The following is a 22,641-nucleotide window of genomic DNA, read 5'->3' on the forward strand; positions in this document are numbered from 1 at the left end:
CTGATGCTCCCTTCGGTCGCTATTAAGGACGCTGGAGCGGTATATTTATACAAACCAATGAATATCAATAACTTTTCAGTAGAATCGTAAATAGATAATATATATAGATAATGTATTAGAGATCTGCTTTGCATATAACCTGACAAGGGGAAAGCTGCTTAAGGGTAAAGGAGGGACGAAATGCTGGATGATAAGTTCAGGCCCAGGATAGCCTTGGTGCTGGGTGCGGGGAGTGCCCGCGGGCTGGCACATATTGGGGTTATACAGGTACTAAGAGAACATCATATTCCTTTTGACTTTATCGTTGGAAGCAGCATGGGCGCTATGGTTGGCGGCATATATGCGGCCGGGGCTGATATTAAGATGCTGGATCGTATGCTGGAAAATATGGACACCAGTGTTTTCTATGATGTGCATGTTCCCCGCCTGGGTTTCATGTCCGGCAAAAAAATCAAGATTTTTCTTGAACTGATGACCAAGAAAAAAAGCTTTGCCGAGCTCGATCTGCCTCTCCTCACCGTGGCTACCGACCTCCTGTCCGGGGGAAGGGTGGTTCTGGAAGAGGGGCCGGTGGCTGAGGCAATTAGAGCCAGCATTTCTATTCCGGGTATTTTTACCCCGGTACAGCAGGAGGGAATGATATTGGTGGATGGGGCGGTGGTTGATCGCCTCCCTATTGAAGTAGCACGGAGCCGGGGTGCTGATCTTATAATCGCTGTTGATGTAACTTTCGGTCCGGGGAAAAATGTCAGCATTGCTAACACCATGGATGTGATTATGGCATCGCTGGATATAATGGGCAAACAGCATTTTGATCTGGTTCATCCCGGTGCGGATATTCTCATACAGCCGGCGGTGGGTTCTTTCCAACCGGGAGATTTTGGCAAATCGCGTCAAATCGTAGACCAGGGGAGAATCGCAACCGAGGAGAAAATCGATGAGATTCTGGAAAAGATTATGACAGAAGCGGCAAAGAAAATAGAAGGAATTTAATTCATGAACTCAAGTTTCGCACCCAGAAAAACCTAAGCAAAAGCAAAAAAGGATTACCATACTAATCCTGGGCTGGTCTGATGGATACAGCTTTGACCCGGTGGATTTTGCCATGTTAAGTTCAGCAAATGAAGAGAACCGATATAACGAAGCCAGTGATCAACATTGACAAAAGAACCCATGGAGCTAAGCATCGGGCTGAAGCAATCATTTCAAAAACCGAGAATGTCTTACACCTAATACAAAATGCACTTGATACTGGTCTTACTGCTGTTATGTCCTTATGGACAGCTGGTTTACAACCGAGCCAATGAACAAGGCAATCCTGGATAAACATATTCATACCATTGGCATGGTCAAGCAACTCAAGCAAAGATACAGCTATAACGGTCAAGTTATGACACTTTCAGAATTAAGAGCAACCTTGCCGACAACCAGTCGCAGTGAAATCATTGGATCGCGTTATGTTCAAACGAAACGAACTGATTGGAAACTATCCAATGATTTATCTGCAGCTATTTTGTGTTAAGTTCGGTACTGGATTGCTGGCCAGCCAGCATATATAGGGCTTTGATGCCTGTTTTAAAATGGGAGATTTGAGTTAATAATATGTTAATAATCATATAACGGTTTAGAGAATAAAAGTATATGCTAATTGAAATATGATTCCTCATAAAGTCAGGAATCATACTTCAGACTTTATGGTATTTAATTTCCATTAGGTATATAATAATTATAAAATTAAATAAAGGAGGTTGAAATATTTGCCTGTTGAATATGTATTAGGTTTGTTATTAATATTTTATATTGGAGTTCTTATAAAAGGAGATGACAGCACAAAAAAGAGAATGGGCGGTGTTTTGGGAGTAATTGGTTTTGCAGGAATAGTATATTCATCAACTCAATTTGGGAATTATACATTAGACGAAAGTAAGTTGTGGTTTTTGTTGTTGGTAAGTATAGCTTTAGCCATATTAGGAGTTGTAGCATTTTTCCCCAAAAATAAAGATAAATCATAATTGAGACTTTTGCATAACTCAAAAAAATCCGTATAGCAAAAGCAAATATTTGAGTAACACAGCGCGCTGCTTTACAGTAAATTACAGTTAGTCAATCTAGTTACATTCGTTAATAAATAATTTCAGTAATTGGGCATACTCCTCCCTTTAAAGGGATAGTTCTTAAAAAACTGATAAAATATTATGCTGCTGATGATCTAGTACTGCTGTCTTGGTTTATTGCTATTACAGCTGAAACATAGTTATAGCACAGAGATAAGCGTGGGTTTCAACCTTAGTTATTTTTCTAACGTTTAGCCCGTCTTTTAAACCCAGGTTTTCCTTAAAACGGCTGAAACAGCGTTCTGAGTAGGTTCTCAAATTATATTGCTTCTGCAGTTAGCAGAGCCCCGGTGGAGGGTTGATATCAGTTCTTTTAAGCATTGGAAGAAACTGCGGAGTAGTTTTTAACACACCGCTGCAACGAGGCGGGGGATTAGAACCCGCTACCTGTTTTGTTAATAGAAACCCGACCGCTTAAAGAAGCGGAGGACATATTTTACCTTGTTATAACTCAACTGAGGAAGATTGGCTATTTTAGACCACCTCCACCAGAACCCGCTTCTTGTTTGGAGCAAAGATTTGTGGTTCTTGATATTTTATCAACTCTTTTATAGCAGCTTTTAGATTAACTATCGCTTCTTCTTCTGTATCACCACTTGCTGTAGCTCGTAATTCGTCACAGTAAGCAAGGTACTCATCGTCAGCTTTTTCAATCACGCAAAATACCTCTACCTTTTTCACATTATCACCTCTCTGATATTATTATACGAGCATTGCTGCTTTTCTAGCAAAACAAGCTCGGATTATTCCCCCCTATAACATCAATAACTTAACAACTTAAGTGCCTGGCACCGGCGAGGTAGTGAAGTCGCGACCGGCTCGGCGGGTTGCGGGGTCAGGGAAGAGTAAACTATAAATATCGGTGGCCCGGCAGTCCAGCTTAATCATTTCTGCCAGTGCTGTTCCCTGGTTTTCGTCCCGGGCCTTTTTCATCTCACTGCCCCGGCTAAATATTTTTAATTCAGATTTAATTTTTATTTTTTGCAGGATTTCCTGACCTTTTGCAGAAAAACCTAAGATATGCAGGTACTGAGGACCATGCTGGTCGTACAGTTCAACCTGGTTCTTTGAAAGAGCAAAGAGTGTGTACAATAGAGTCCGGTTGATTCGAGTCAGGCTGTAACGTTTGGATTTGATGAACTGTCGTAGTTCCTCCAGGGTGCCGCAAGAATTCGCCGCTTCTTTAATCCGGAATTCCAGGCCTTCAGAAACTTCGTAAATCTCCTTGAGATAATCCGTTGAGACCAGGCGCAGGTTTACCATGATGGCTTGTTCCAGGTTATCGGGTCCAATAGGTGCCCGGCCCAGAGCTATTTCGCGTTGCAATATTTTTTTGGTAGCCGGAGGTATGCTGCTGGTGATTTTTTCCCAGTTCGAGTTCTGGTACAGGGCCTGGCGAATAGCCCTGGCACTGGAGTATGGGGATAAATCACTACTATGGAAGGAAGAGCCCTGGCGCGGAATGGTCAAGGGAAGCAGGGGAATTTCCTCTTCTTCAATAACTCGGAGATATTCCAGGGCCAGTATGTTATTGGGGCCGGGAAGGATTTCCTGGAGCTGTTTCTTCTCTCCTCCCATATATTCCTGCAAGGCTGAGGAGCGGGCCAGGGGAAAACTCAACCCCTGGGAAAGTCCTTTCTTGAGGGCAGTTTTGTAGCTTTCTGGTTCATGGGCCAGTATGCCCGCTATTTCTTGTAGCCGAGAAAGCTGACCGCTCTCACTGCCAAAAGCCAGGTGAGTGACCACTCCGCTGCGTTGTAGAAGCTGCACTGCTCCTTTAGCAAAATAATAAGCACTGCGGGTAGCGAAGCAAAAAGGAAGTTCGATAAGCAAATCCACGCCAGCGTTCAAAGCCATCTCCGCCCGGGCCCATTTGTCACAGAAGGCAGGTTCACCCCTTTGTAAAAAATTACCGCTCATTACGGCGACGGTGGCGGAGAAGTCGCCCTGTTGCCGGGATTTTTCCAGCAGGTAAAGGTGGCCGTTATGGAAGGGATTGTATTCTGCTATTATGCCTAAAATTGCCATAGCCCAATTCTCCTGTTCATTTCTAGTATCATAAATTTTACCACCGGCTATTCATTTATGCTAGAATGTATGAGGAGAGTCTGAGCGTACATAATGTAATCAAAAACAAGGAGGTAAAAGGATGGATCTCATAGCACAAATTAAAGAAAAAGCAGCAAAAAATGTCAAGACCATTGTTCTTCCTGAGGGAACTGAGGAAAGAACAATTCAAGCTATCAAGGGAATTGTTGATAGCAAGGTGGCTCGTCCCATTCTCCTGGGCGATGAGGGAGCCATCAAGGGCCTAGCCAGTAAACTTGGAGCAGATATCTCCGGTGCCGAAATCATCAACCCGGAAAAGGCTCCATTTTTTGATGATTTTGTACAGGCTTTTTATGAAATGCGCAAGTCAAAAGGTGTTGACCTGGACAAAGCCAAAGCCACCATGCTCGATCCCCTCTTTTTTGCATCGATGATGGTTAAAATGGATAAGGCTGATGGTGAAGTTGCCGGGGCTGAGAATACTACCGGTAATGTTTTACGGCCTGCTCTCCAGATCATTAAAACATCTCCCGGCATCTCCGCCGTATCAGGTGCTTTTATTATGATCGTTCCCAACTGCCCCTATGGTGACAACGGAGTATTTGTATTTGCTGACTGTGCGGTTACCATTGACCCGACCGCAGCACAGCTGGCCGAATTTGCCAAAGCTTCAGTTGGAACGGCGGTTGACCTTTGCGGGATGAAAGATCCGAAAATCGGCATGCTTTCCTTCTCCACCAAAGGCAGTGCCAGCCATGAAATGGTAGATAAAGTGGTTCAGGCAACGGCTATTGCCAAAGAAAAATTCCCTGAACTGAAGGTTGATGGAGAATTCCAATTGGATGCGGCTATAGTCCCCAGTGTAGGGTCTTCCAAAGCTCCGGGCAGCCCGGTAGCAGGAGACTGCAATGTGCTTATCTTCCCGGACATCCAGGCAGGGAATATTGGCTACAAACTGGTGCAGAGGACAGCCAAAGCAGAGGCCATTGGCCCGATTCTGCAGGGAATCGCCAAGCCGGTTAACGACCTTTCCCGCGGCTGCAGTGTTGAGGATATCGTCAATGTGGTAGCGATGACGGCAGTAAGATCATAAGAACACAGTAATTACACTAAAAGGCCGGTGATTAACCTTCTTCTTAGGAAGGGGCAAGTCCAGCGAAATCCCAGCAATTAATCAAAGCAGCCCGTAGTTCCCTTTTTTCTTCAGTTTACGAAGGATTATGCAGGACTCTGAAGAATATATCTAAAGAATATAGTGAAAAAGAAAACAAAAACAAACAAATTAAGGAGGTATGTTTAATAATGAAGGTTCTGGTAGTAAACGCAGGCAGTTCATCCATCAAATACCAGGTTGTAGACATGACGGATGAATCCGTTCTGGCTGTAGGTCTGGTTGACCGTGTAGGTATTCCTGGCACCACCCTGGATCACAGCCCCCTGGGCAAAGACAAAGTAACGATTAAAAAAGACCTGCCTGATCATACTGCAGGTATGGAGCTGGTTCTCCAGGTTCTGGTCAACGAAGAGTATGGCTGTATAAAGAGCATGGATGAGATCGGTGCAGTTGGCCATCGCGTGGTTCATGGCGGTGAGGCTTTTGCTGCTTCCGTGGTTATTGATGATGAGGTTAAGAGAGTTATTAAGGAATGCTTCGAAATCGCTCCTCTGCACAATCCTCCCAATATGATGGGAATTGAAGCCTGCCAGAGACTGATGCCCAATGTAAAACATGTGGCTGTTTTTGATACTGCATTCCATCAGACCATGGGACCGGCAAACTTCATGTATGCTCTGCCCTATGACGTCTATGAGAAATTCCGGGTAAGAAGATATGGTTTCCATGGAACTTCCCATTTCTATGTAGCTCACCGGGCGGCTGAAATGCTGGGCAAGCCTTATGAAGAATGCAAGATAATTACCCTGCACCTGGGCAATGGTGCCAGTATGGCGGCCATTAAGGGTGGCAAAGTAATAGACACTTCCATGGGCTTCACTCCGTTGGAGGGTTTGGTAATGGGCACCCGCTCGGGTGACATTGACCCGGCTATTGTTTTCTTCCTGATGGACAAACTGGGCATGAATTCTTCCGAAGCCAACAACTATTTCAATAAGAAATCCGGTATGCTGGGACTATCTGGTGTTTCCAACGACCTCAGAGACATTCTGGAAGCGGCTGGTTCCGGTAATGAAAGAGCCAAGATTGCCCTTGATGTTTACTACAACAAGGTCAAAGGCTATATCGGCAACTACATTGCTAAATTGAATGGGGTTGACTGCCTGGTATTTACTGCTGGTGTAGGTGAAAACGCCATCGACATTCGCGAAAATGTCTGCTCCAATTTGGATTATCTGGGAATCAAGATGGATGTTGAGAAGAATAAGGTCAGAGGAAAAGAAGTGGATGTGGCTACTGCCGATTCCAAAGTCAGAATTTTCCTCATCCCCACCAACGAAGAACTGGTTATTGCCAGAGATACTTTCAACCTGGCGAAATAATAGAATTTCAGCTAAAGAGGCGGGCTTATCCCCGCCTCTTGGTTTTTCTGCGGGATTTACCGGGTGTTGCAGGGTGTGCAGGGTGCGAAAATATTGACAAGGCCAATTGGGGCAGACTATAATTAATCTGGTGTTTTTTATGAGGTGTATGATAAGAAAAGTGAGGAGTGAGGGGTAAGGTGTGAGGAGTTATACTAAATGCATCTTACCGTTCAAGTACAATGGGATTTACTTTTTGCTGTTAGTTGTGCCCTCCGGGCATGGGGGATAGAATGAAGATTGACCTTAGGAGACTAAAACTTCGCCCGCAACAAAGCGAAGAGTTTTACCTGGAAGCAGTTGGGAGAAACGATTTCCTTAAGGAAGTTGGCGGGAAATTTGCAGCACCGCTGCAGGTAAAGTTGCTGGTTGATAATACGGGAAAGATTTTTGTAGCCCGGGGCCATGTCAGAACTGCTTTGCAACTTCCTTGTTCCCGCTGTCTGGGGGAAGCGATAGTTCCGGTAGACACGGAACTGGCTTGTAATCTCCTGGAAGCCAGGTATTCGGAACATGCGGATTGGGAAGAGGATATAATTATTCAAGATCCGGAGCAGGTGGATATAAGTCCCTGTGTAGAGGAAGCCCTCTTTATGAGTATTCCCATTAACCCCTTATGCAAGTTGGAATGCCGGGGGATCTGTCCCCAGTGCGGAGTAAACCGGAATCTCGAAGAATGCCAGTGTGAAAGCGAAGAAATTGACCCCCGCTGGGAAAAGCTAAAGAACATAATAAAATAATGAAGGAGGATTATAAACCATGGGAGTTCCCCAGAGAAGACAGTCGCACGCGCGCAAGAACAAGCGCCGGTCCGAGTGGAGGAAAATCGATAAACCCGGACTGGTGGAGTGTCCCCAGTGTCATGAACTGAAAATGCCACACCGGGCCTGTTTGAATTGCGGATACTACAAAAGCAATAAGGTGATGTAGTAATAAGGTGAGGAGTGAGGGGTAAGGGGTAAGGGGTAAGGGGTTATATACCAGTAAATCTCAAGAACTTACCAATTTACTTTTCAGTTGGAGTTAATGCTAGAAGGAGTTTTTCAAAAAGTAAGGTATTAGTCTTTTTACAGACCGGTAGCTTGCTTTTTGTTTATTAAGGAGGTTTTTATGCGGATAGCGGTTGATGCCATGGGGGGAGACCATGCCCCGGTAGAAATAGTTGCGGGAGCGGTAAAATGGGTGGCGGAGGAAGAAGGACGGCAGGCCTTTCTGGTAGGTCAGGAAGAACTGCTCAAGCAGGAATTAAAACCATACAGCTATGATCCTTCCCGGCTTAGCGTGATTAATGCCAGTGAAATAATAGCTATGGAAGAATCGCCGGCTACAGCGATTCGCAGGAAAAAAGATGCTTCTATTGTGGTAGCCAACCGGATGCTTAAAGAGAAAAAGGCTGATGCCATTCTTTCCTGTGGCAGCACCGGAGCCCAAATGGCCGCGGCCATCTTTATATTGGGGAGGATGGAAGGAATTGAGCGCCCCCCTATCGTAGCATCTATACCTAATATGGCCGGAGCTTATACCCTGCTGATCGATGTAGGGGCCAATGTTGACTGCAAACCCAGACAGCTTTTGCAGTTTGCCCTCCTGGGGAAAACCTATGCTTCCATCATTTATGGGGTGGAACAGCCGCGGGTGGCCTTGTTAAATAACGGGGAAGAAGAAAGCAAGGGTAATAGCGCTATTGTGGAAACCTATGCTCTGCTGCGCCAGCAGCCCGGGATAAACTTTACGGGAAATATTGAAGGAAGGGATATATTTACCGGTAAAAGTGACGTTATCGTTTGCGATGGTTTTACGGGGAATGTCCTTTTGAAAACCATGGAAGGTATGGCTCTCTTCATAGCCAAAGGTATCCTTGATGCGGGCGGGCCGTTGCCGGCTTTTTTCCAGCGCTTGGATTATACTCAGACTGGCGGTGCTCCGCTTTTAGGGGTAAATGGGCTGAGCATTGTATGTCACGGTAGTTCTAAAAGAGAAGCGGTATACAATGGTTTGAAGATAGCCGAAGACTGTTATAATAAGAATATAATAGAAATGCAGCAGCTGGAACTGAGCAAAGCCGTTGAAACTGAAGCCTGAAGGAGGTATTATTGTGCAGGAGTTTTTTGAAAGAGCCAGGAAAATACTGGCGGAACAACTGGATATCGAGGTGGAAAAGATCCGGATGGAAACCACCTTTGACGAAATCGAAGCTGATTCTATCGACATTGTGGAAATGATAATGGCCCTGGAAGATATCTATGATGTCGAATTCCCGGAAGAAGAACAAAAGGATTATCAAACCATAGGCAGCCTTATCAATGACCTGTACGAATTCCTGAAACAGAGTAAAAATGCAGAATGAGAGAAGAATCGCCCGGCGTTTTCTGGAAGACAAACAACTGCCTTATTCCAGTAATGAACTCATCACTATGGCTCTAACCCACCCATCCTATGCCCAGGAAAAGAACACGGCGGCCAATAATCAGAGGCTGGAATTTCTGGGGGATGCGGTATTAAACCTGGTAGTGGCGGAGTATCTATATAATCATTACGGCAGGAAAGCGGAAGGGGAATTAACCAAGATTAGGGCCAAGGTTGTTTGTGAAGACGCACTGGCTATTTTCGCCCGTAATATCAACCTGGGGCAATATCTGCTATTGGGTAGAGGGGAGGAAATGTCCGGGGGCAGGAAAAGGAAGTCCATTCTGGCTGATGCGGTGGAGGCGGTTATCGGGGCCATTTACCTGGATCAGGGTCTGGAAACCGTCCAGCTTTTCATTATAACGCAACTGGAGGAACTTATCAGCGAAACAGCCAGTGGGGACTATTATGATTACAAATCAAAACTGCAGGAACTGGTACAGGCCAGGGATAAGGAAAATGTAAGCTATGCCATTATTGAAGAAAGCGGTCCGGCTCATGCCAAGGTTTTTATGGCCGGGGTTTATTATCGTGAGCGGCTTTTGGCTACAGGGGAAGGTAAGAGTAAAAAAGAGGCGGAGCAAAAAGCGGCCCAAAAGGTTCTGCAAAACAATCTGGTGCCAGGCACTTAAGTTGTTAACTTATTGGGAGTATCCATTGACAAGGGGCCGGGCTTGTTGACAAACTCGATCCCTTTGGTTGGGGCCCTTACCCCTCACTTTTCGTCCTAAGTCCTTATTTAAGTATTGGAAAAAACCGCGGAGCAGTTTCAACACATCGCTGCAACGAGGCGGGGGATTGGAACCTGCCGCCTCGTTTTGTTAATAGGAACCCGACCGCTTAACGAGGTGGGGGATATATTTTACCTCTTTATATATATCAGAAGGATCGTCCCTGTCATATACCTGTGATATATTTATCAGGATAGGAAAATAAACTTATGAAACACATAAATATCCCCATTTTTATTCCTCACCTGGGATGCCCGTTTACCTGTGTTTTTTGCGACCAAAACCGGATTAGCGCTACCCGGGATATACCTGGGGAAATGGAAGTAATAAACATCGTGGAAAATCATTTAGCCACCATTCCTGCCGGCAGTGAAGTGGAGATTGCCTTTTTTGGCGGGAATTTTACGATGGTGGAAAAGACGAGACAAGAGATGTACCTGGCAACAGTTAAGCGCTATCTGCAGGATGGCCGGGTACGGGGCATTCGGATTTCCACCCGCCCGGATGGCATAGATGCGCAGATTCTGGACTTTCTCCAGCGGTGGGGAGTCAGAACTATCGAACTGGGGGTGCAATCCCTGTCAGATGAGGTTTTAAAAGCATCGTGGCGGGGTTACCAGGCGGCGGATGTTTTTAAAGCTTGCCAGCTAATCAAGGAATACGGTTTTCGCCTGGGAATACAGCTTATGATTGGCCTGCCGGGTGACAAGCTGGATTTGGATATGAAGACGGCTGCGAAGGTTATCGAACTGCGGCCGGATATGGTCAGGATTTACCCTACCCTGGTAATTGCCGGTACCCACCTGGAAAAGCTTTATCTTAAGGGGAAGTATATCCCCCTCACCCTGGCTGAAGCCCTACAAAACAGCCTGGCTGTCTATCTCCAATTTCAAAAAGAGAATATTCCGGTGATTCGCATGGGACTGCAGCCGGGAGAAGAACTGCGGCGGGAAGGCTGCGTGGCAGCAGGGCCTTTCCATCCTTCTTTTGGGGAACTGGTTGAACAGGAGGCTTTTAAAGCGCAGGCCGGCAAGGCTATAGAGCAGTTCTTTACGGCTCATGGTCGTCACCCGCAGCTGCTACTCTTTGTCCACCCGCGTGACATATCCAAAGTCACCGGACAGCGGCGCTCTAACCTGAATTACCTAAAAGAGCAGTTTGGACTTGAGCTAATCAAGGTCCGGGGGATTGAGAATCTCGCGCGTGACAGCGTGGGGGCAGGAACTATTGATGCCTCCGCCCCGGCTTTGCTATTATCCCGCCTTGAATTTATCGAGCAGGTAACTTGGGACACGGGGACAGGGTCACTGTCCCATGTTAATGTTAAAAAATACCAAAGATAAAGAGGATTTGCCCTTTGGATGTCTAAATAGCTTGTTAGGGCAGCGGAAGACGGAAGACGGAGGACGGAAGATGGAATGGTCGCCAGACAGCGATGATTAGAAGGGGTATTCGGAAACTACATTTTATTATACAAGCGCATACTAACCCACTTTTCCTCGGTGGTTGCGACCCCTGGGCCATGGGTGGTTAGTAAGAAAAGTAACGAGTAGGGGGTAAGGGGTTACGGTGTCAAAAGGACCGCCCCCTTGACACCAGTAAAGTGAGGCCATTATTGTGCGGCAAAGAATATTGGGTGAACTATGTCAAAATCCGGGAGAATATGTTTCGGGAAAGGAACTGGCCGAAAAGCTGGGCATCAGCCGGGTGGCGGTGTGGAAGCATATTGAAAACCTTAAAGGTGAGGGCTATGCTATACTCGGGGTTAGCGGAAAAGGCTACTGTATAGAAGAAAGCTACAATGTCTTGTTGCTGGACAGTATAAAGGCTGCGTTATCTACTGCGCGATTGGACTGGAAGCTGCATCTCTTTCCGGAACTTGATTCTACTAATGAGATGGCCAAGAAGCTGATTAGAGAGGGACAGGCGGCAGAAGGAACCGTAATTATCAGCCGGCAGCAGAGCCGGGGAAAAGGACGCCGGGGAAGAAGCTGGCAGGCCCCCCTGGGAGGTTTGTGGTTTTCTATAATTCTCCGGCCCGAACTGGCCCTGTCGGAAGTGGTGGTTTTATCCCTGGTTTTTGCGCTGGCCATCAGTCGGGCCCTGGAGAGTTTCCGGCTTTTTGACCCTCAGATCAAATGGCCCAATGATGTCTACATAAATGGGAAAAAAGTGGTGGGCATATTGCTGGAATTGAGTGGTGAACTGGAACAGGCGGATTATCTGGTGGCGGGAATAGGCATAAATGTTAATATAGACCGGGCTTCCCTGGGCCGGGGGGTGGCTAAGACGGCGACTTCTCTCTGGGAGGAGAGCGGGACTTATTATCAACTGGGTGAGGTTTTGCTGCGGGTGCTGCAATCGATAGAGGAATACTACTATGAATTCCTGGAAAATGGATTTGAAGCTATACGAAAAGAGTATAAAAGCCGTTGCTTCCATTTAGGGAAGATGATTAAACTGGATACTCCTAGAGGTTCGCTGGAAGGTTTAAATCTGGATATTGACGAACAGGGCAATCTTATTATTGACAGCGGAGATAGTATAGAATGCCTTACTACGGGAGATGTTGCCTTATTGGCTGAGGAGTGAGGAGGAGGCTAGTTGTATCTAAAACGACTGGATATAAAGGGTTTCAAGTCTTTTGCTGATAATACCGAGCTGCAACTGAACCCGGGCTTGAATATTGTGGTTGGCCCCAATGGCTGCGGGAAGAGTAATATTGTTGATGCTATACGCTGGGTTTTGGGAGAGACCAGCATCCGCCAGCTGCGAGGACAAAAGAATGAAGATGTTATATTCAACGGCAGCGATAAGAAAAAGGCCCTGGGCATGGCTTTAGTAGAATTGCTCATTGATAATAGTGACCATTGCCTGCCTTTGGATTTTAGCGAAATCACCCTGGGACGCAAGGTGCATCGTTCCGGTGAAAGCGAGTTTTACTTGAACAAGTCACGGGTACGCTTAAAGGATATTTCCGAGCTTCTCAGCGGAAGCGGAGTGGGTAAGAAGGGTTATGCGATAATTAGCCAGGGGGAACTGGAAGAGGTTTTAAACGGGCAAGCCCTGGACCGCAGGCTGATGCTGGAGGAAGCGGCCGGGGTGATAAAATATCGCCAGCAAAGGGATGAGGTCAAAAAACGCATACTTAATAGCAGCAATGACCTCTTGCGCCTGGGTGATATATTGGAGGAACTGGGTTTACGCCGGCAGGAACTGTTTAAAAAAGCGGAGAAGGCCCGGCTTTATATGGCTTTAAATAGCGAATGCCAGGAGCTGGAAAAATCGGTTCTGGGTTTTGAATTGGCCCGGACGGAAAAGGATTGGCAGCAAAAGACTGGCGACCTTATTAAAAAGCAGGATGAGATAAAGGCTCAGGCTGCTCAAGTGGCGCTGCTGGAAGCCAAACTGCGGGAAGAGGAGGAAGGCCTCGCCCGGCAGCAGCTTTCCCTGGGTGAGCTGGGGGAGCAGCGCCACCTGCTGGAATCCCGGCTGAATCTGCTTCAGGGAGAAATCAGGCTGGGGGAAGAGAGAATCAAGAATAATAATAAACGGATAGATGATGCTGTCACAGATGAAAAAAAGCAGCTGATTTTGCTGGATAATATTCAAAGGGATTTGCATCTTTGTTCCCGGGATTATGATAAAGAACAGCAGAATATGGCCCAAAGGGTGGCGGAATATAACGAACTGGAACACGAAGTCCAGGAATTGGAAAGTATTATAGCGGGATTTAAAGGTGATTTTGATAAAAAAAAGGCTCTGGTTTTTGATAAAATGAAGCAGGAGAGCCAGCATAAAAATGAGCTGGCTGAAAAAGCGGAGCTGCTGGGCCAGGCCAGGGAGAAAAAGGAAAGGCTGAAGATACATATTGAAGAGCTGGCGGCTAAACTGCTAAAAGGCCGAAAAGGCCATCTGCAATGCGAAGAGGAAATACGGGCGCTGCAAGCGGAAATCGGCCAAAAGCAGTCTTTTATTGAGGAGTTGAGCCGGGAAAAAGATGAGCTGGCTGAAGTTTTGCAAAACCTCAATAATAGTTGCCGGGAACTCAACCAGCGTTCTATAGAGATCAATAATCAGCTTTTGGCTATAAAAGACCTGCAGAGGAATCTAACCGGCTATTCCCCGGCGGTGAAGTCTATTATAAAGCAGGCCCGAAGCGGAAGACTAAAAGGAATTATGGGTGTGCTCGGGGAAATATTGGAGGTACCTGCGGGTATGGAACTGGCCATTGATGTGGCGGCGGGAAATGGCTTGCAGAATATAGTGGTGGCCAGTGAGAAAGAGGTGCGGGAAGCGATTGACTATCTCAAAGTTCAGGAACTGGGGAGGGCTACCTTTTTACCCCTGGATGTATTGAAGGTTAAGCCTTTGCCCGGGTCAGTCGTGGAGAAAATCCTGGTTCAGGATGGGGTTTTGGGTTTGGCTTCCCGCCTGGTTCACTATGATAATAAATTTGCCAAGGCGGTGGAATATCTTCTGGGGCGGGTTCTGCTGGTAGAAGATCTGACCCGGGGCATCCGTATTTTTAGAGAATCATCTTTGCCTTGCCGTATCGTTAGCTTGGACGGGGAACTAATAAATGTGAGCGGCGCCATAACCGGGGGCAAGAAAGCGTCTCCGACGCAAACCCCGTTGCAGCGCCGGGCCGAGGAGAAGAAGCTTTTGCGGTGGCAGCAGGAAAATGAGCAAGCGCGGGAAGATAAGCGCAGAGAGCAAAAGCAGGTAGAATCCCGCTGGCAAGAGTTGGAGCAGGTTATTTCCCGGGCCCGCAACGATTTGCTGGAAAGCCAGTTCCGTTGTGATATGATGATGAAGCAGAAAGAGGATTTAGCTCTTGAATTGCTGGAGGATGAAAGGGAGCGGGATGGCTATTTGGAACAGCTTACCCGGTTGGATGGGGAAGTAGCAGAAAACGAAAGAGAAACCAGCCTGCTTCATCGAAAGCTGGGGGATATAGAGCAGGAAAACCAGAAGCTTATGATAGATTTGGAGAATTTCAAAGATAAGATGGAAGTAAAGAGGCGTGATTACGAAGTTTTTCAGGAACGCTTGCTTTCGTATAGAAAGCAATTGGATATGAAGGGGCGAGAACTGGAAAACATAAAGAAAAACCTCTCTCAATTTAAAGAGCTAAGGGCTTCTTACCGGCAATCCCTGGATGATTCCCGCCAATTAATGCAGTCTTTGCAGCTGGAAATTGGGCGGGAAGAAAGCCGGATGGAGCAGTTTAAGAAAGAGCTCGAAAATAAGACGGAGGATCTGGCCCGCCTGTCAGCGGAGAGCAGGGAAATGCAGGAGAAGGAAAAAGGGAACTGGGCGTTGATAGAAAAATACCGCCAGGAGATAATTCCTGCCCGGGAAAGCCTGGCCCGTTTGGAAACTGGAGCCAGAAATCTGGAAGTAGCCACCGCCCGCCTGGAAGTGGAGCTGGAAGGACTTAAAAACCGCTGGAGGGAAAAATTTGCTGCCGAGGCAGGTTTACTGGCGGAGGAACCCTTGACCCCGGGTGAAATAAGAGAAGCCAGGAAAAGAATTGCTATACTGCAACAGCAATTAGAAGCAATCGCTTCAGTAGATATTGATTCCATCCGGGAATATGAGGAAACCAGCGGGCGCTACGATTTCATCAAACAACAGTATGATGATTTGTCTTCGGCCCGCGATTCTCTGGACGAGCTCTTGCAAAAAACGGAAAAGCTGATGTTGCAGGACTTTTCCCGCTTCCTGCTTCTGGCCAATGAGAGCTTTAAGAATACCTTCAGCGAGATATTTGGTGGAGGCGAGGCTAGCTTGCGGATTGAAGCTGAGGTGGAACGCCTGGAGGCGGGGGTTGATATCGAGGTAAAGATGCCGGGTAAAAGGAGCCAGTCCTTAAATCTCTTATCGGGCGGGGAAAGAGCTCTGACCTGTATAGCTTTCATTTTTTCTTTACTAAGACTCCGGCCGGTTCCATTTTGTGTGCTGGATGAAATTGATGCCTCGCTGGATGAGGTTAATCTCCAGCGTTTTTCTGGATTTATCACGGCTATGTCCCGGAATCTTCAGTTTATTGTGATTACGCACCGCCAGGCAACTATCGAATCAGGTGAGAACATTTACGGTATAACGATGCCGGAAGAAGGGGTTTCGGCGGTTTTAACCCTGAATGTTTTTGAAGCGGAAAGCCTGGCTGGATAAAATATTTACGGGGTGGGATAAGGAAATTGGCATTTTTCGATCGTTTTAAATTTAAGAAAAAGGACAAGGAAAATGAAGAGATTCCATGGGAAAAGGAAGCAGAGCCAGGAGAGGAGAGCCCGGAAGAAGAACCCCGAGAAACACTAGGCGCGGAGGAAAATGGAAGCGAGGAAGCCGCTTCTCCTTCTTTAGCTGGAGAGAATGGCCATAGCAGTATTTTTGACCGTTTTAAGACTAAAAAGGAGAATGGCCGGGCCGAGGAAAAGGAGCAGGCTCAGCCTGCCGATGATGTTGAAGCTGTTGAGCGGGAAGAGGATGCGTATGAAAAGGAGGTCAACGGAAAGAAGACTAAGTGGGGATTTTTGGACAAACTCAAAAAAGGTTTGAGTAAGACCAGGGAAAATACCATTGGTAAAATCGAAGCTCTGGTGAAAAGCTCCAAAAAGCTGGATGATGACTTCTGGGAGGAATTGGAGGAAATCCTTATACAGGCCGATGTCGGTGTAAATACCACGATTGAATTGGTAGATAATATTAAGAAGGCAGCCAAAAAGCAAAAGATGCACGATTCTTCTGAAGTTTTGGAACTTATAAAGGATGAAATAAGAAAGCTTTTGGAATATAACAATGTACCGTTAAACATCCCCCAGGGGGAATTAGCGGTTATTCTGGTGGTGGGAGTTAACGGAGCCGGTAAAACTACTTCCATAGCCAAGCTGGCTTACCGTTTCCATGAAGAAGGCAAAAAAGTATTGCTGGGGGCTGCGGATACTTTCCGAGCGGCCGCTATCGATCAGCTTAATATCTGGGCTGACCGGGTGGGTGTGGAAATAATCAAACACCAGGAGGGTTCTGATCCCGGGGCGGTGGTTTTTGATGCCATACATGCGTCCCGGGCCCGTCATGCGGATATATTGATCATTGATACGGCCGGCCGGCTCCAAAATAAAGCCAATCTTATGAAAGAAATAAGCAAGATAAAGAATATAATTCAAAGAGAAATACCGGAAGCTCCTCATGAGGTTTTGCTGGTACTTGATGCTACCACAGGACAGAATGCTATCAGCCAGGCAAAAATATTTGAGGAAGCTACCGGTGTCACCGGGCTTATCTTGAGCAAACTGGATGGAACGGCCAAAGGCGGAATTATTCTGGCGGTGGAAAAGGAGCTTAAGATACCGGTTAAATTGGTGGGTATCGGCGAGGGTTTGGAAGATTTGCGCGACTTTTCTCCCCAAATATTTACCGAGGCCCTTTTTGCCTGCAATGGAGGGGATTAGGAGACTTTGTTAATGCATAGAAAGGTTGCATAAATATACCGCTGACGCTCGCTTTGTATATTTATGCAACCCTGGTGCGTCAAATGTGGTTTTATAGTGGGGTCCAATATACCGCTCGCAGTTCTATACAATATAAAGGAGGAACTATATTTGTTAAAAACGGCAATAATCGGAGGTACGGGTGTCTATGACCCCTGCTTGTTGGAAGATGTGAGGGAGATGGTTGAAACAACTCCTTATGGAAGTGTAAGAGTTTCGCTAGGGAAATATGCCGGGATGGAAGTGGCCTTTATCCCCCGGCATGGCCTGGAGCATAGCATTCCACCCCATTTAATAAATTACCGCGCCAATATCAAGGCTTTACAACAACTGGGAATTAAGAATATTCTGGCGACAGCCGCCGTAGGCTCATTGCATTTTGAATTTAAACCAGGGCAGTTTGTCCTGGCCGACCAGTTCCTGGACTTTACTAAAAGCCGCCGAAACACTTTCTATGAAGGTGGGGAAGCGGGGGTGGTTCACTGTGATATGACCGTTCCTTACTGTCCCGAGTTGCGTGAGGCTCTGGTAAAGGCCGGCAAGGAACTGGGGATTCAGGTCCAAAATGGGGGCACCTATGTCTGCACCGAGGGACCGCGTTTTGAAACCGCGGCGGAGATTATGATGTTTAAACAACTGGGGGGACAGCTGGTGGGTATGACCAGTGTCCCTGAGGTTTGCCTGGCCCGAGAGCTGGGCATTTGCTATGCCACTTTGGCCATAGTGACTAATTTTGCAGCCGGGATAACGACGGGTATATTGACCCATAGCGAGGTTCTGGAGTTGATGAAAAGAAATATTGAGCTGGCCAGAAGCCTCATGATGAGCAGCCTCAAGTATATTGGTGAGGAGAAGAGCTGTAACTGCGGGAAGATACTTGATGAACCCGGGGCTATAAAATGATTAGAAATCTTTATTGTGAGGACCAGGCTTTGATGGTTCTTAATCAGAATTGCCTGCCGGAAGAGCTGGTATATGAAAAATGTGAGAGCCCGGAAGAAGTGGTTGCGGCCATAAAGGGATTGAAAGTACGGGGGGCGCCTCTTATTGGTGTTACGGCCGCTTTTGGCCTGGCTATGGCCTTTTCGAGCTATTCCGGAACCGGAAAATTAAGGGATGCATATTTTTCCCGGATGAAGGAACTTTTCGCTGCGGCCCGCCCTACCGCGGTCAATCTTTTCTGGGCTTTGGAGAGGATGGAAAGGGTTTATCGGGAGAATCGCCATCTGTCGCCAGGGGAACTGGCCAGCTGTTTGCGTCAGGAAGCCCAAAATCTTTATGAAGAGGATATACGGGTCAATGAGGCCATCGGGGAGCAGGGGCAGGAATTGCTCGGCGAAGGCTCCAGGGTTATGACCATCTGCAATGCCGGGGCTCTGGCTACCTGCGGCTATGGTACCGCTCTGGGGGTTATCCGCTCGGCCGCCCGGAGAAATAAGATTGAGATGGTTTGGGCCTGTGAAACCAGGCCGGTACTGCAAGGGAGCCGTTTAACCGTTTGGGAGCTCTGGCAGGATAAGATTCCGGTTACTCTGCTTACTGATAATATGGCAGGTTATACCATGAGCCTGGGAAAGGTGGATGCAGTAATAACCGGGGCCGACCGTATCGCCGCCAATGGCGATACCGCCAATAAAATCGGCACCTACTCCCTGGCGGTACTGGCGAAGTACCACGGCATTCCTTTTTATGTGGCGGCTCCTCTGTCCACCTTTGATTGGAACATTGAGCAAGGGGGCGAAATACCCATTGAAGAACGCAGTGCGGAAGAGGTAAGAACTATTAAAGGAAGCTGCCTGACGGTACCGGCAGTGAATGTATTCAATCCGGCTTTTGATATCACCCCTGAACATTTGATTACGGCTATCATTTGCGAAAAGGGAATTATACGGCCTCCCTTTGGCGCTGCCATTAAAATATGGGGAAGAGAGGATGAATAGATTGCAATACCAGCAGGAAAGGAAAGAGCTTTTGCAAATTGCTCAGGAGATATTCTCCTCCGGTCTGGTAAGCGGAACCTGGGGTAATGTAAGTTTAAGGGTGTCCGGCCCGGGTCTGATGCTTATCACCCCCAGTGGAATGGATTATAATCAGATAGAAGCGGAAGATATGGTTTTGCTTGATGGAGAAGAAAAGGTTCTGGCAGGTAAGTATAAACCATCGGTGGAAACCCCGCTGCATCTGGGAATATATAAAAAGCGCCCGGAAATAAACGCTATTGTACATGTTCACAGCCTTTATGCCACGGCCTTTGCGGTGGCCCGGCAGAATATCCCGGTAATACTGGAAGAGGCCGCTCAGGTAATTGGGCATGAGGTCAGGGTAGCCCCCTATGCTCTTTGCGGTTCACAGCAATTGGCGGAAAATGTCCTCAAGGTCCTGGGCAAGGACAAAAGGGCGGTTTTGCTGGCCAATCACGGGCTGTTGGGTTTGGGGGGGAATTTGCCGGAGGCCTTGCGGGTTTGTTTGGTAGCCGAGCGCACGGCCCGCATTGCCATTTATTCCCGGGTACTGGGACCGTTGCATTCCCTCAGAGCTGAAGATATCTTAAGCCTGCGTCAGGCTTTTCGGAATTACGGGCAGAAGAAGGATTGATTAATTGGTGAGGAGTGACACGGATACTAACCCACTTTTCATTGCTGGTTGTGGCTCTGGGCCATGGGTGGTTAATAAGAAAAATATGTTTTAGACGCAGAAGGACGAAGTTGTCAACAACCCCGTCCCCGTGACAAGGAAGGACGAAGTTGTCAACAACCCCGTCCCCGTGTCAAACGCGGGCAGAAGAAGGATTAAACGGAAGACAGAAGAAGGATTGATTAATAGGGGGGAATAGAAGTGAGGATTCTTTTAGACAATATCAGCATTATTCCTATGAGCGAGAGCAATTCTTTCATAGAGAAAGGCTACCTGTTGATTGAAGATGCTTTTATTAAAGAGCTGGGGACGGGGAAAGCTCCGGAAGGGGTATTTGACCGTATAATCGATGGTGAAAACCAGGTGCTGCTCCCTGGTTTTATCAATGCCCACACCCATGCGGCCATGACCCTTTTGCGGGGTTATGCGGATGACCTGCCTCTGATGGAATGGCTGGAGAATAAAATCTGGCCTCTGGAGGCGAAACTGACCCCGGAAGATATCTATTGGGGTACTATGCTGGCCATAGTAGAGATGATTAAGTCGGGTACTACCACCTTTAATGATATGTACTTCTGTATGGATGAGGTGGCGCGGGCGGTTGCATTGAGCGGAATGAGGGCAGTCTTGGCACGGGGAATGGTAGGAGTGGGACCGGAAAGCGAGCAGGCCATTGAGAACAGCCGCGAGCTCATTGGGAAATGGCAGGGCCAGGCCGATGGCAGGATTTCTTTCCGGCTGGGGCCTCATGCTCCCTATACCTGCCCTCCGGCTTACCTGGAAAGGGTTATGCAACTATCCGATGAGCTGCAAGCAGGCATACATATTCATGTGGCGGAGACCCGGGTGGAATATGAGGATATACTGAAGCAATATGGGAAAACCCCGGTTTCTCATTTGGAATCCCTGGGGCTTTTTCAGGGACGCCAGGTCCTGGCGGCTCATTGTGTTCACCTCAACGAGGAGGAAATCGGGATATTGCATCAGTACCAGGTAGGCGTAGCCCACAACCCGGAAAGCAACATGAAGCTGGCCAGTGGAATAGCGCCGGTACCGCGTATGCTGGAAAGCGGCATTGCAGTGGCTTTGGGCACCGATGGAGCTTCCAGCAACAATAATATGGACATGCTGCAGGAGATGCGCAGTTCTGCCTTTTTACATAAGGTAAATACTATGAATCCCACGGTTCTGCCGGCTTATCAGGCTTTGGAGATGGCCACGGCCAATGGAGCCATCAGCCTGGGGATGGGGAATGAGCTGGGACGATTGGAGCCGGGATACCGGGCGGATATGATTATCATGAACTTAAAGGAGGCCCACATGATCCCTCGTTATGACCTTTTGGCCAATATCGTTTATTCCGCCCAGGCCAGCGATGTGAATAGTGTGATAATTGATGGAAAAATTGTGATGGAAAACCGGGAAATCAAGACTTTTGACGAGCAGGAAGTGCTGGCTAAAGCCCGGGAAACAGCCCGGAGATTGGTGGGGAAGTAACGGAATAAGTCCGGGGAATGCCCCTGGATTATTCCGTGAAAGGAATGCTTATAAAAGTGAAAATAATATCATTTATTGGCCGGCATAATTCCGGCAAGACAACTTTATTAAGGCGGGTAATTGAAAAACTTAGACAAACTGGTTATAAAGTGGCGGTGATCAAGCATACTTCCCATGTCCTGGATACAGACGGGGAACACGACTCCGATCTCCTATTTAGCGCCGGGGCGGAAATGGTCTGCGCTGTTTCCCCGGCCTTGTCCATTCACTACCTGAGACATGAAAGGGAACCGGATTTGCAGGAGATTCTGGCCCAAATTCCGACCGTTGTAGATTTAATTATTACCGAAGGATATAAAAAAGAAACATATCCCAAAATCGAAGTCTTACGTCAGGCAACCGGTATAGAGTTTATCGATGCGGAAAACATTATCGCCCGAGTCTCCGATTTTAGCATTGATGATGATTTGCCCTGTTTTAACTTTGAGGAAATCGAAGAGCTTTGCCGGTTCATTATTTCTCTTTAATTCTGAACCGGCTATCCTACTTGCTGCTTGATGCCTGCTATCGTAACGGTTAATCAAGGCTAGCATGGTGCTGGTATCGACAAGTACCCGATTCATTATTCATTATCCTTTCCATAAATATTTCCATTCCTTTCTTAAGGCACAAAACGTCATGAAAGATTTTCTTTCAAACTTCTCCTCATGCTTCTCGCTCAGGTCTTCCAGACTTTCATCCATGCCAATAAAAGTGAAAACGGGATCATCTTCCGATAATTAGTTGGCATACAAATTAATGGTTGACATCCTATTAATTGAGGATAAGATGCAAGCATAAAAATCTATTAAGGATAATGCTTACTAAAAGCGTGTTTTGCAGGCAAATCATACTAATGAGTTTTCACTAAATTGATGTTAAGATGATGATAAAAGGAGCTATTGTCCAGTTCTATGGGGGAAGGTAGGATTGATTTTATTGCTATATCCGCTTTCCTGGAACAGCTTTATTTGCCCAAAACTAAGATAAGATTAGCTAAAATAATACAGGCAATAAAGTATGGTTATAATCTAAAAATGCTTGAAGGTGCTGGTTTAAAAGCATTGAATATATATTAAGTAGACCTGGATTTCTGGGCAACAATGTTTTACTCTAATTAAAACTTGCTGAGCGAGA

At 46.9% G+C, this 22,641-nt stretch carries 22 protein-coding genes and 1 pseudogene; 20 read left to right on the forward strand and 3 right to left on the reverse strand.

From position 1 onward, the window contains the following. The first annotated feature begins 180 nt into the window (after positions 1 to 180). The 3 genes from AWB54_RS13590 to AWB54_RS13595 all read left to right on the forward strand — a co-directional run bounded on the left by AWB54_RS13590 (position 181) and on the right by AWB54_RS13595 (position 2,012). Positions 181 to 993, forward strand: a complete 813-nt coding sequence (locus tag AWB54_RS13590; RefSeq protein WP_061215145.1) for a patatin-like phospholipase family protein — start codon at positions 181 to 183, stop codon at positions 991 to 993. 283 nt (positions 994 to 1,276) lie between these two features. Then, complete coding sequence (locus AWB54_RS15785) at positions 1,277 to 1,522, forward strand: hypothetical protein (RefSeq protein ID WP_153014745.1); 246 nt, start codon at positions 1,277 to 1,279, stop codon at positions 1,520 to 1,522. A 235-nt stretch (positions 1,523 to 1,757) separates the two neighbouring features. Beyond that, on the forward strand, positions 1,758 to 2,012 hold the full coding sequence (locus AWB54_RS13595) for a hypothetical protein (protein WP_061215146.1): 255 nt from the start codon (positions 1,758 to 1,760) through the stop codon (positions 2,010 to 2,012). Positions 2,013 to 2,193: 181 nt separating this feature from the next. On the opposite strand, the pseudogene AWB54_RS16830 reads toward AWB54_RS13595, so the two are convergent. The 3 genes and pseudogenes from AWB54_RS16830 to AWB54_RS13605 all read right to left on the reverse strand — a co-directional run. Continuing rightward, a pseudogene (locus tag AWB54_RS16830) lies at positions 2,194 to 2,422 on the reverse strand (transposase); the annotation flags it as partial. A gap of 166 nt (positions 2,423 to 2,588) precedes the next feature. Then, complete coding sequence (locus tag AWB54_RS13600) at positions 2,589 to 2,795, reverse strand: type II toxin-antitoxin system HicB family antitoxin (RefSeq protein WP_061215147.1); 207 nt, start codon at positions 2,793 to 2,795, stop codon at positions 2,589 to 2,591. Positions 2,796 to 2,891: 96 nt separating this feature from the next. Next, positions 2,892 to 4,142, reverse strand: coding sequence for a nucleotidyltransferase (locus tag AWB54_RS13605; protein WP_061215148.1), 1,251 nt, complete (start codon positions 4,140 to 4,142; stop codon positions 2,892 to 2,894). A 121-nt stretch (positions 4,143 to 4,263) separates the two neighbouring features. On the opposite strand from AWB54_RS13605, the gene pta reads away from it, so the two are divergent. The 17 genes from pta to AWB54_RS16000 all read left to right on the forward strand — a co-directional run bounded on the left by pta (position 4,264) and on the right by AWB54_RS16000 (position 22,583). Next, positions 4,264 to 5,256 carry a phosphate acetyltransferase gene (pta, locus tag AWB54_RS13610; protein ID WP_061215149.1) on the forward strand — a complete coding sequence of 331 codons (993 nt, stop codon included), beginning with the start codon at positions 4,264 to 4,266 and terminating at the stop codon, positions 5,254 to 5,256. A gap of 209 nt (positions 5,257 to 5,465) precedes the next feature. Further along, positions 5,466 to 6,659, forward strand: a complete 1,194-nt coding sequence (locus tag AWB54_RS13615) for an acetate/propionate family kinase (protein WP_061215150.1) — start codon at positions 5,466 to 5,468, stop codon at positions 6,657 to 6,659. A gap of 272 nt (positions 6,660 to 6,931) precedes the next feature. Next, entirely contained in the window at positions 6,932 to 7,438 is a 507-nt protein-coding gene (locus AWB54_RS13620) for a YceD family protein (RefSeq protein WP_061215151.1), read from the forward strand. A 19-nt stretch (positions 7,439 to 7,457) separates the two neighbouring features. After that, entirely contained in the window at positions 7,458 to 7,628 is a 171-nt protein-coding gene (gene rpmF, locus AWB54_RS13625) for a 50S ribosomal protein L32 (protein WP_011640196.1), read from the forward strand. 180 nt (positions 7,629 to 7,808) lie between these two features. Continuing rightward, positions 7,809 to 8,780, forward strand: coding sequence for a phosphate acyltransferase PlsX (gene plsX, locus AWB54_RS13630; RefSeq protein ID WP_061215152.1), 972 nt, complete (start codon positions 7,809 to 7,811; stop codon positions 8,778 to 8,780). A gap of 13 nt (positions 8,781 to 8,793) precedes the next feature. Further along, positions 8,794 to 9,045, forward strand: coding sequence for an acyl carrier protein (locus AWB54_RS13635; RefSeq protein ID WP_061215153.1), 252 nt, complete (start codon positions 8,794 to 8,796; stop codon positions 9,043 to 9,045). After that, positions 9,035 to 9,736, forward strand: coding sequence for a ribonuclease III (rnc, locus tag AWB54_RS13640; protein WP_061215154.1), 702 nt, complete (start codon positions 9,035 to 9,037; stop codon positions 9,734 to 9,736). The genes AWB54_RS13635 and rnc overlap by 11 nt, the downstream gene beginning before the upstream one ends. 308 nt (positions 9,737 to 10,044) lie before the next feature. Further along, entirely contained in the window at positions 10,045 to 11,178 is a 1,134-nt protein-coding gene (locus AWB54_RS13645) for an elongator complex protein 3 (protein ID WP_061215155.1), read from the forward strand. A gap of 274 nt (positions 11,179 to 11,452) precedes the next feature. Next, positions 11,453 to 12,427 carry a biotin--[acetyl-CoA-carboxylase] ligase gene (locus AWB54_RS13650; RefSeq protein WP_061215156.1) on the forward strand — a complete coding sequence of 325 codons (975 nt, stop codon included), beginning with the start codon at positions 11,453 to 11,455 and terminating at the stop codon, positions 12,425 to 12,427. Positions 12,428 to 12,439: 12 nt separating this feature from the next. After that, positions 12,440 to 16,015 carry a chromosome segregation protein SMC gene (smc, locus tag AWB54_RS13655; protein ID WP_061215157.1) on the forward strand — a complete coding sequence of 1,192 codons (3,576 nt, stop codon included), beginning with the start codon at positions 12,440 to 12,442 and terminating at the stop codon, positions 16,013 to 16,015. Between the two features lie 26 nt (positions 16,016 to 16,041). Continuing rightward, positions 16,042 to 17,295 (forward strand): signal recognition particle-docking protein FtsY, encoded by a 1,254-nt coding sequence (gene ftsY, locus AWB54_RS13660; RefSeq protein WP_082736230.1) that lies wholly within the window; start codon positions 16,042 to 16,044, stop codon positions 17,293 to 17,295. 150 nt (positions 17,296 to 17,445) lie between these two features. Further along, a complete protein-coding gene (mtnP, locus tag AWB54_RS13665) occupies positions 17,446 to 18,237 on the forward strand; it encodes an S-methyl-5'-thioadenosine phosphorylase (protein ID WP_061215158.1) in 792 nt (263 codons plus the stop codon). Beyond that, positions 18,234 to 19,274 carry an S-methyl-5-thioribose-1-phosphate isomerase gene (mtnA, locus tag AWB54_RS13670; RefSeq protein WP_061215159.1) on the forward strand — a complete coding sequence of 347 codons (1,041 nt, stop codon included), beginning with the start codon at positions 18,234 to 18,236 and terminating at the stop codon, positions 19,272 to 19,274. The genes mtnP and mtnA overlap by 4 nt, the downstream gene beginning before the upstream one ends. Continuing rightward, on the forward strand, positions 19,267 to 19,929 hold the full coding sequence (locus AWB54_RS13675; RefSeq protein WP_061215160.1) for a class II aldolase/adducin family protein: 663 nt from the start codon (positions 19,267 to 19,269) through the stop codon (positions 19,927 to 19,929). The genes mtnA and AWB54_RS13675 overlap by 8 nt, the downstream gene beginning before the upstream one ends. Before the next feature lie 240 nt (positions 19,930 to 20,169). After that, positions 20,170 to 21,465, forward strand: a complete 1,296-nt coding sequence (locus AWB54_RS13680; protein WP_082736231.1) for an amidohydrolase — start codon at positions 20,170 to 20,172, stop codon at positions 21,463 to 21,465. Between the two features lie 56 nt (positions 21,466 to 21,521). Further along, positions 21,522 to 21,992, forward strand: coding sequence for a molybdopterin-guanine dinucleotide biosynthesis protein B (gene mobB, locus AWB54_RS13685; protein ID WP_160328964.1), 471 nt, complete (start codon positions 21,522 to 21,524; stop codon positions 21,990 to 21,992). A 414-nt stretch (positions 21,993 to 22,406) separates the two neighbouring features. Beyond that, positions 22,407 to 22,583: a hypothetical protein gene (locus tag AWB54_RS16000; RefSeq protein ID WP_160328965.1), complete on the forward strand. Its 177-nt coding sequence runs from the start codon at positions 22,407 to 22,409 to the stop codon at positions 22,581 to 22,583. Positions 22,584 to 22,641: the final 58 nt, after the last annotated feature.

It is taken from the genome of Syntrophomonas wolfei subsp. methylbutyratica (assembly GCF_001570625.1).
Classification (GTDB): Bacteria; Bacillota; Syntrophomonadia; order Syntrophomonadales; family Syntrophomonadaceae; genus Syntrophomonas; species Syntrophomonas methylbutyratica.

What these genes read in the sequence shown, in the direction of transcription:
- AWB54_RS13590 (WP_061215145.1), top strand. Translation starts at nt 181, where the DNA reads ATGCTGGATGATAAGTTCAGGCCCAGGATAGCCTTGGTGCTGGGTGCG.
- AWB54_RS15785 (WP_153014745.1), top strand. Translation starts at nt 1,277, where the DNA reads ATGGACAGCTGGTTTACAACCGAGCCAATGAACAAGGCAATCCTGGAT.
- AWB54_RS13605 (WP_061215148.1), bottom strand. Translation starts at nt 4,142, where the DNA reads ATGGCAATTTTAGGCATAATAGCAGAATACAATCCCTTCCATAACGGC.
- pta (WP_061215149.1), top strand. Translation starts at nt 4,264, where the DNA reads ATGGATCTCATAGCACAAATTAAAGAAAAAGCAGCAAAAAATGTCAAG.
- AWB54_RS13615 (WP_061215150.1), top strand. Translation starts at nt 5,466, where the DNA reads ATGAAGGTTCTGGTAGTAAACGCAGGCAGTTCATCCATCAAATACCAG.
- AWB54_RS13620 (WP_061215151.1), top strand. Translation starts at nt 6,932, where the DNA reads ATGAAGATTGACCTTAGGAGACTAAAACTTCGCCCGCAACAAAGCGAA.
- rpmF (WP_011640196.1), top strand. Translation starts at nt 7,458, where the DNA reads ATGGGAGTTCCCCAGAGAAGACAGTCGCACGCGCGCAAGAACAAGCGC.
- plsX (WP_061215152.1), top strand. Translation starts at nt 7,809, where the DNA reads ATGCGGATAGCGGTTGATGCCATGGGGGGAGACCATGCCCCGGTAGAA.
- rnc (WP_061215154.1), top strand. Translation starts at nt 9,035, where the DNA reads ATGCAGAATGAGAGAAGAATCGCCCGGCGTTTTCTGGAAGACAAACAA.
- AWB54_RS13645 (WP_061215155.1), top strand. Translation starts at nt 10,045, where the DNA reads ATGAAACACATAAATATCCCCATTTTTATTCCTCACCTGGGATGCCCG.
- mtnA (WP_061215159.1), top strand. Translation starts at nt 18,234, where the DNA reads ATGATTAGAAATCTTTATTGTGAGGACCAGGCTTTGATGGTTCTTAAT.
- AWB54_RS13675 (WP_061215160.1), top strand. Translation starts at nt 19,267, where the DNA reads ATGAATAGATTGCAATACCAGCAGGAAAGGAAAGAGCTTTTGCAAATT.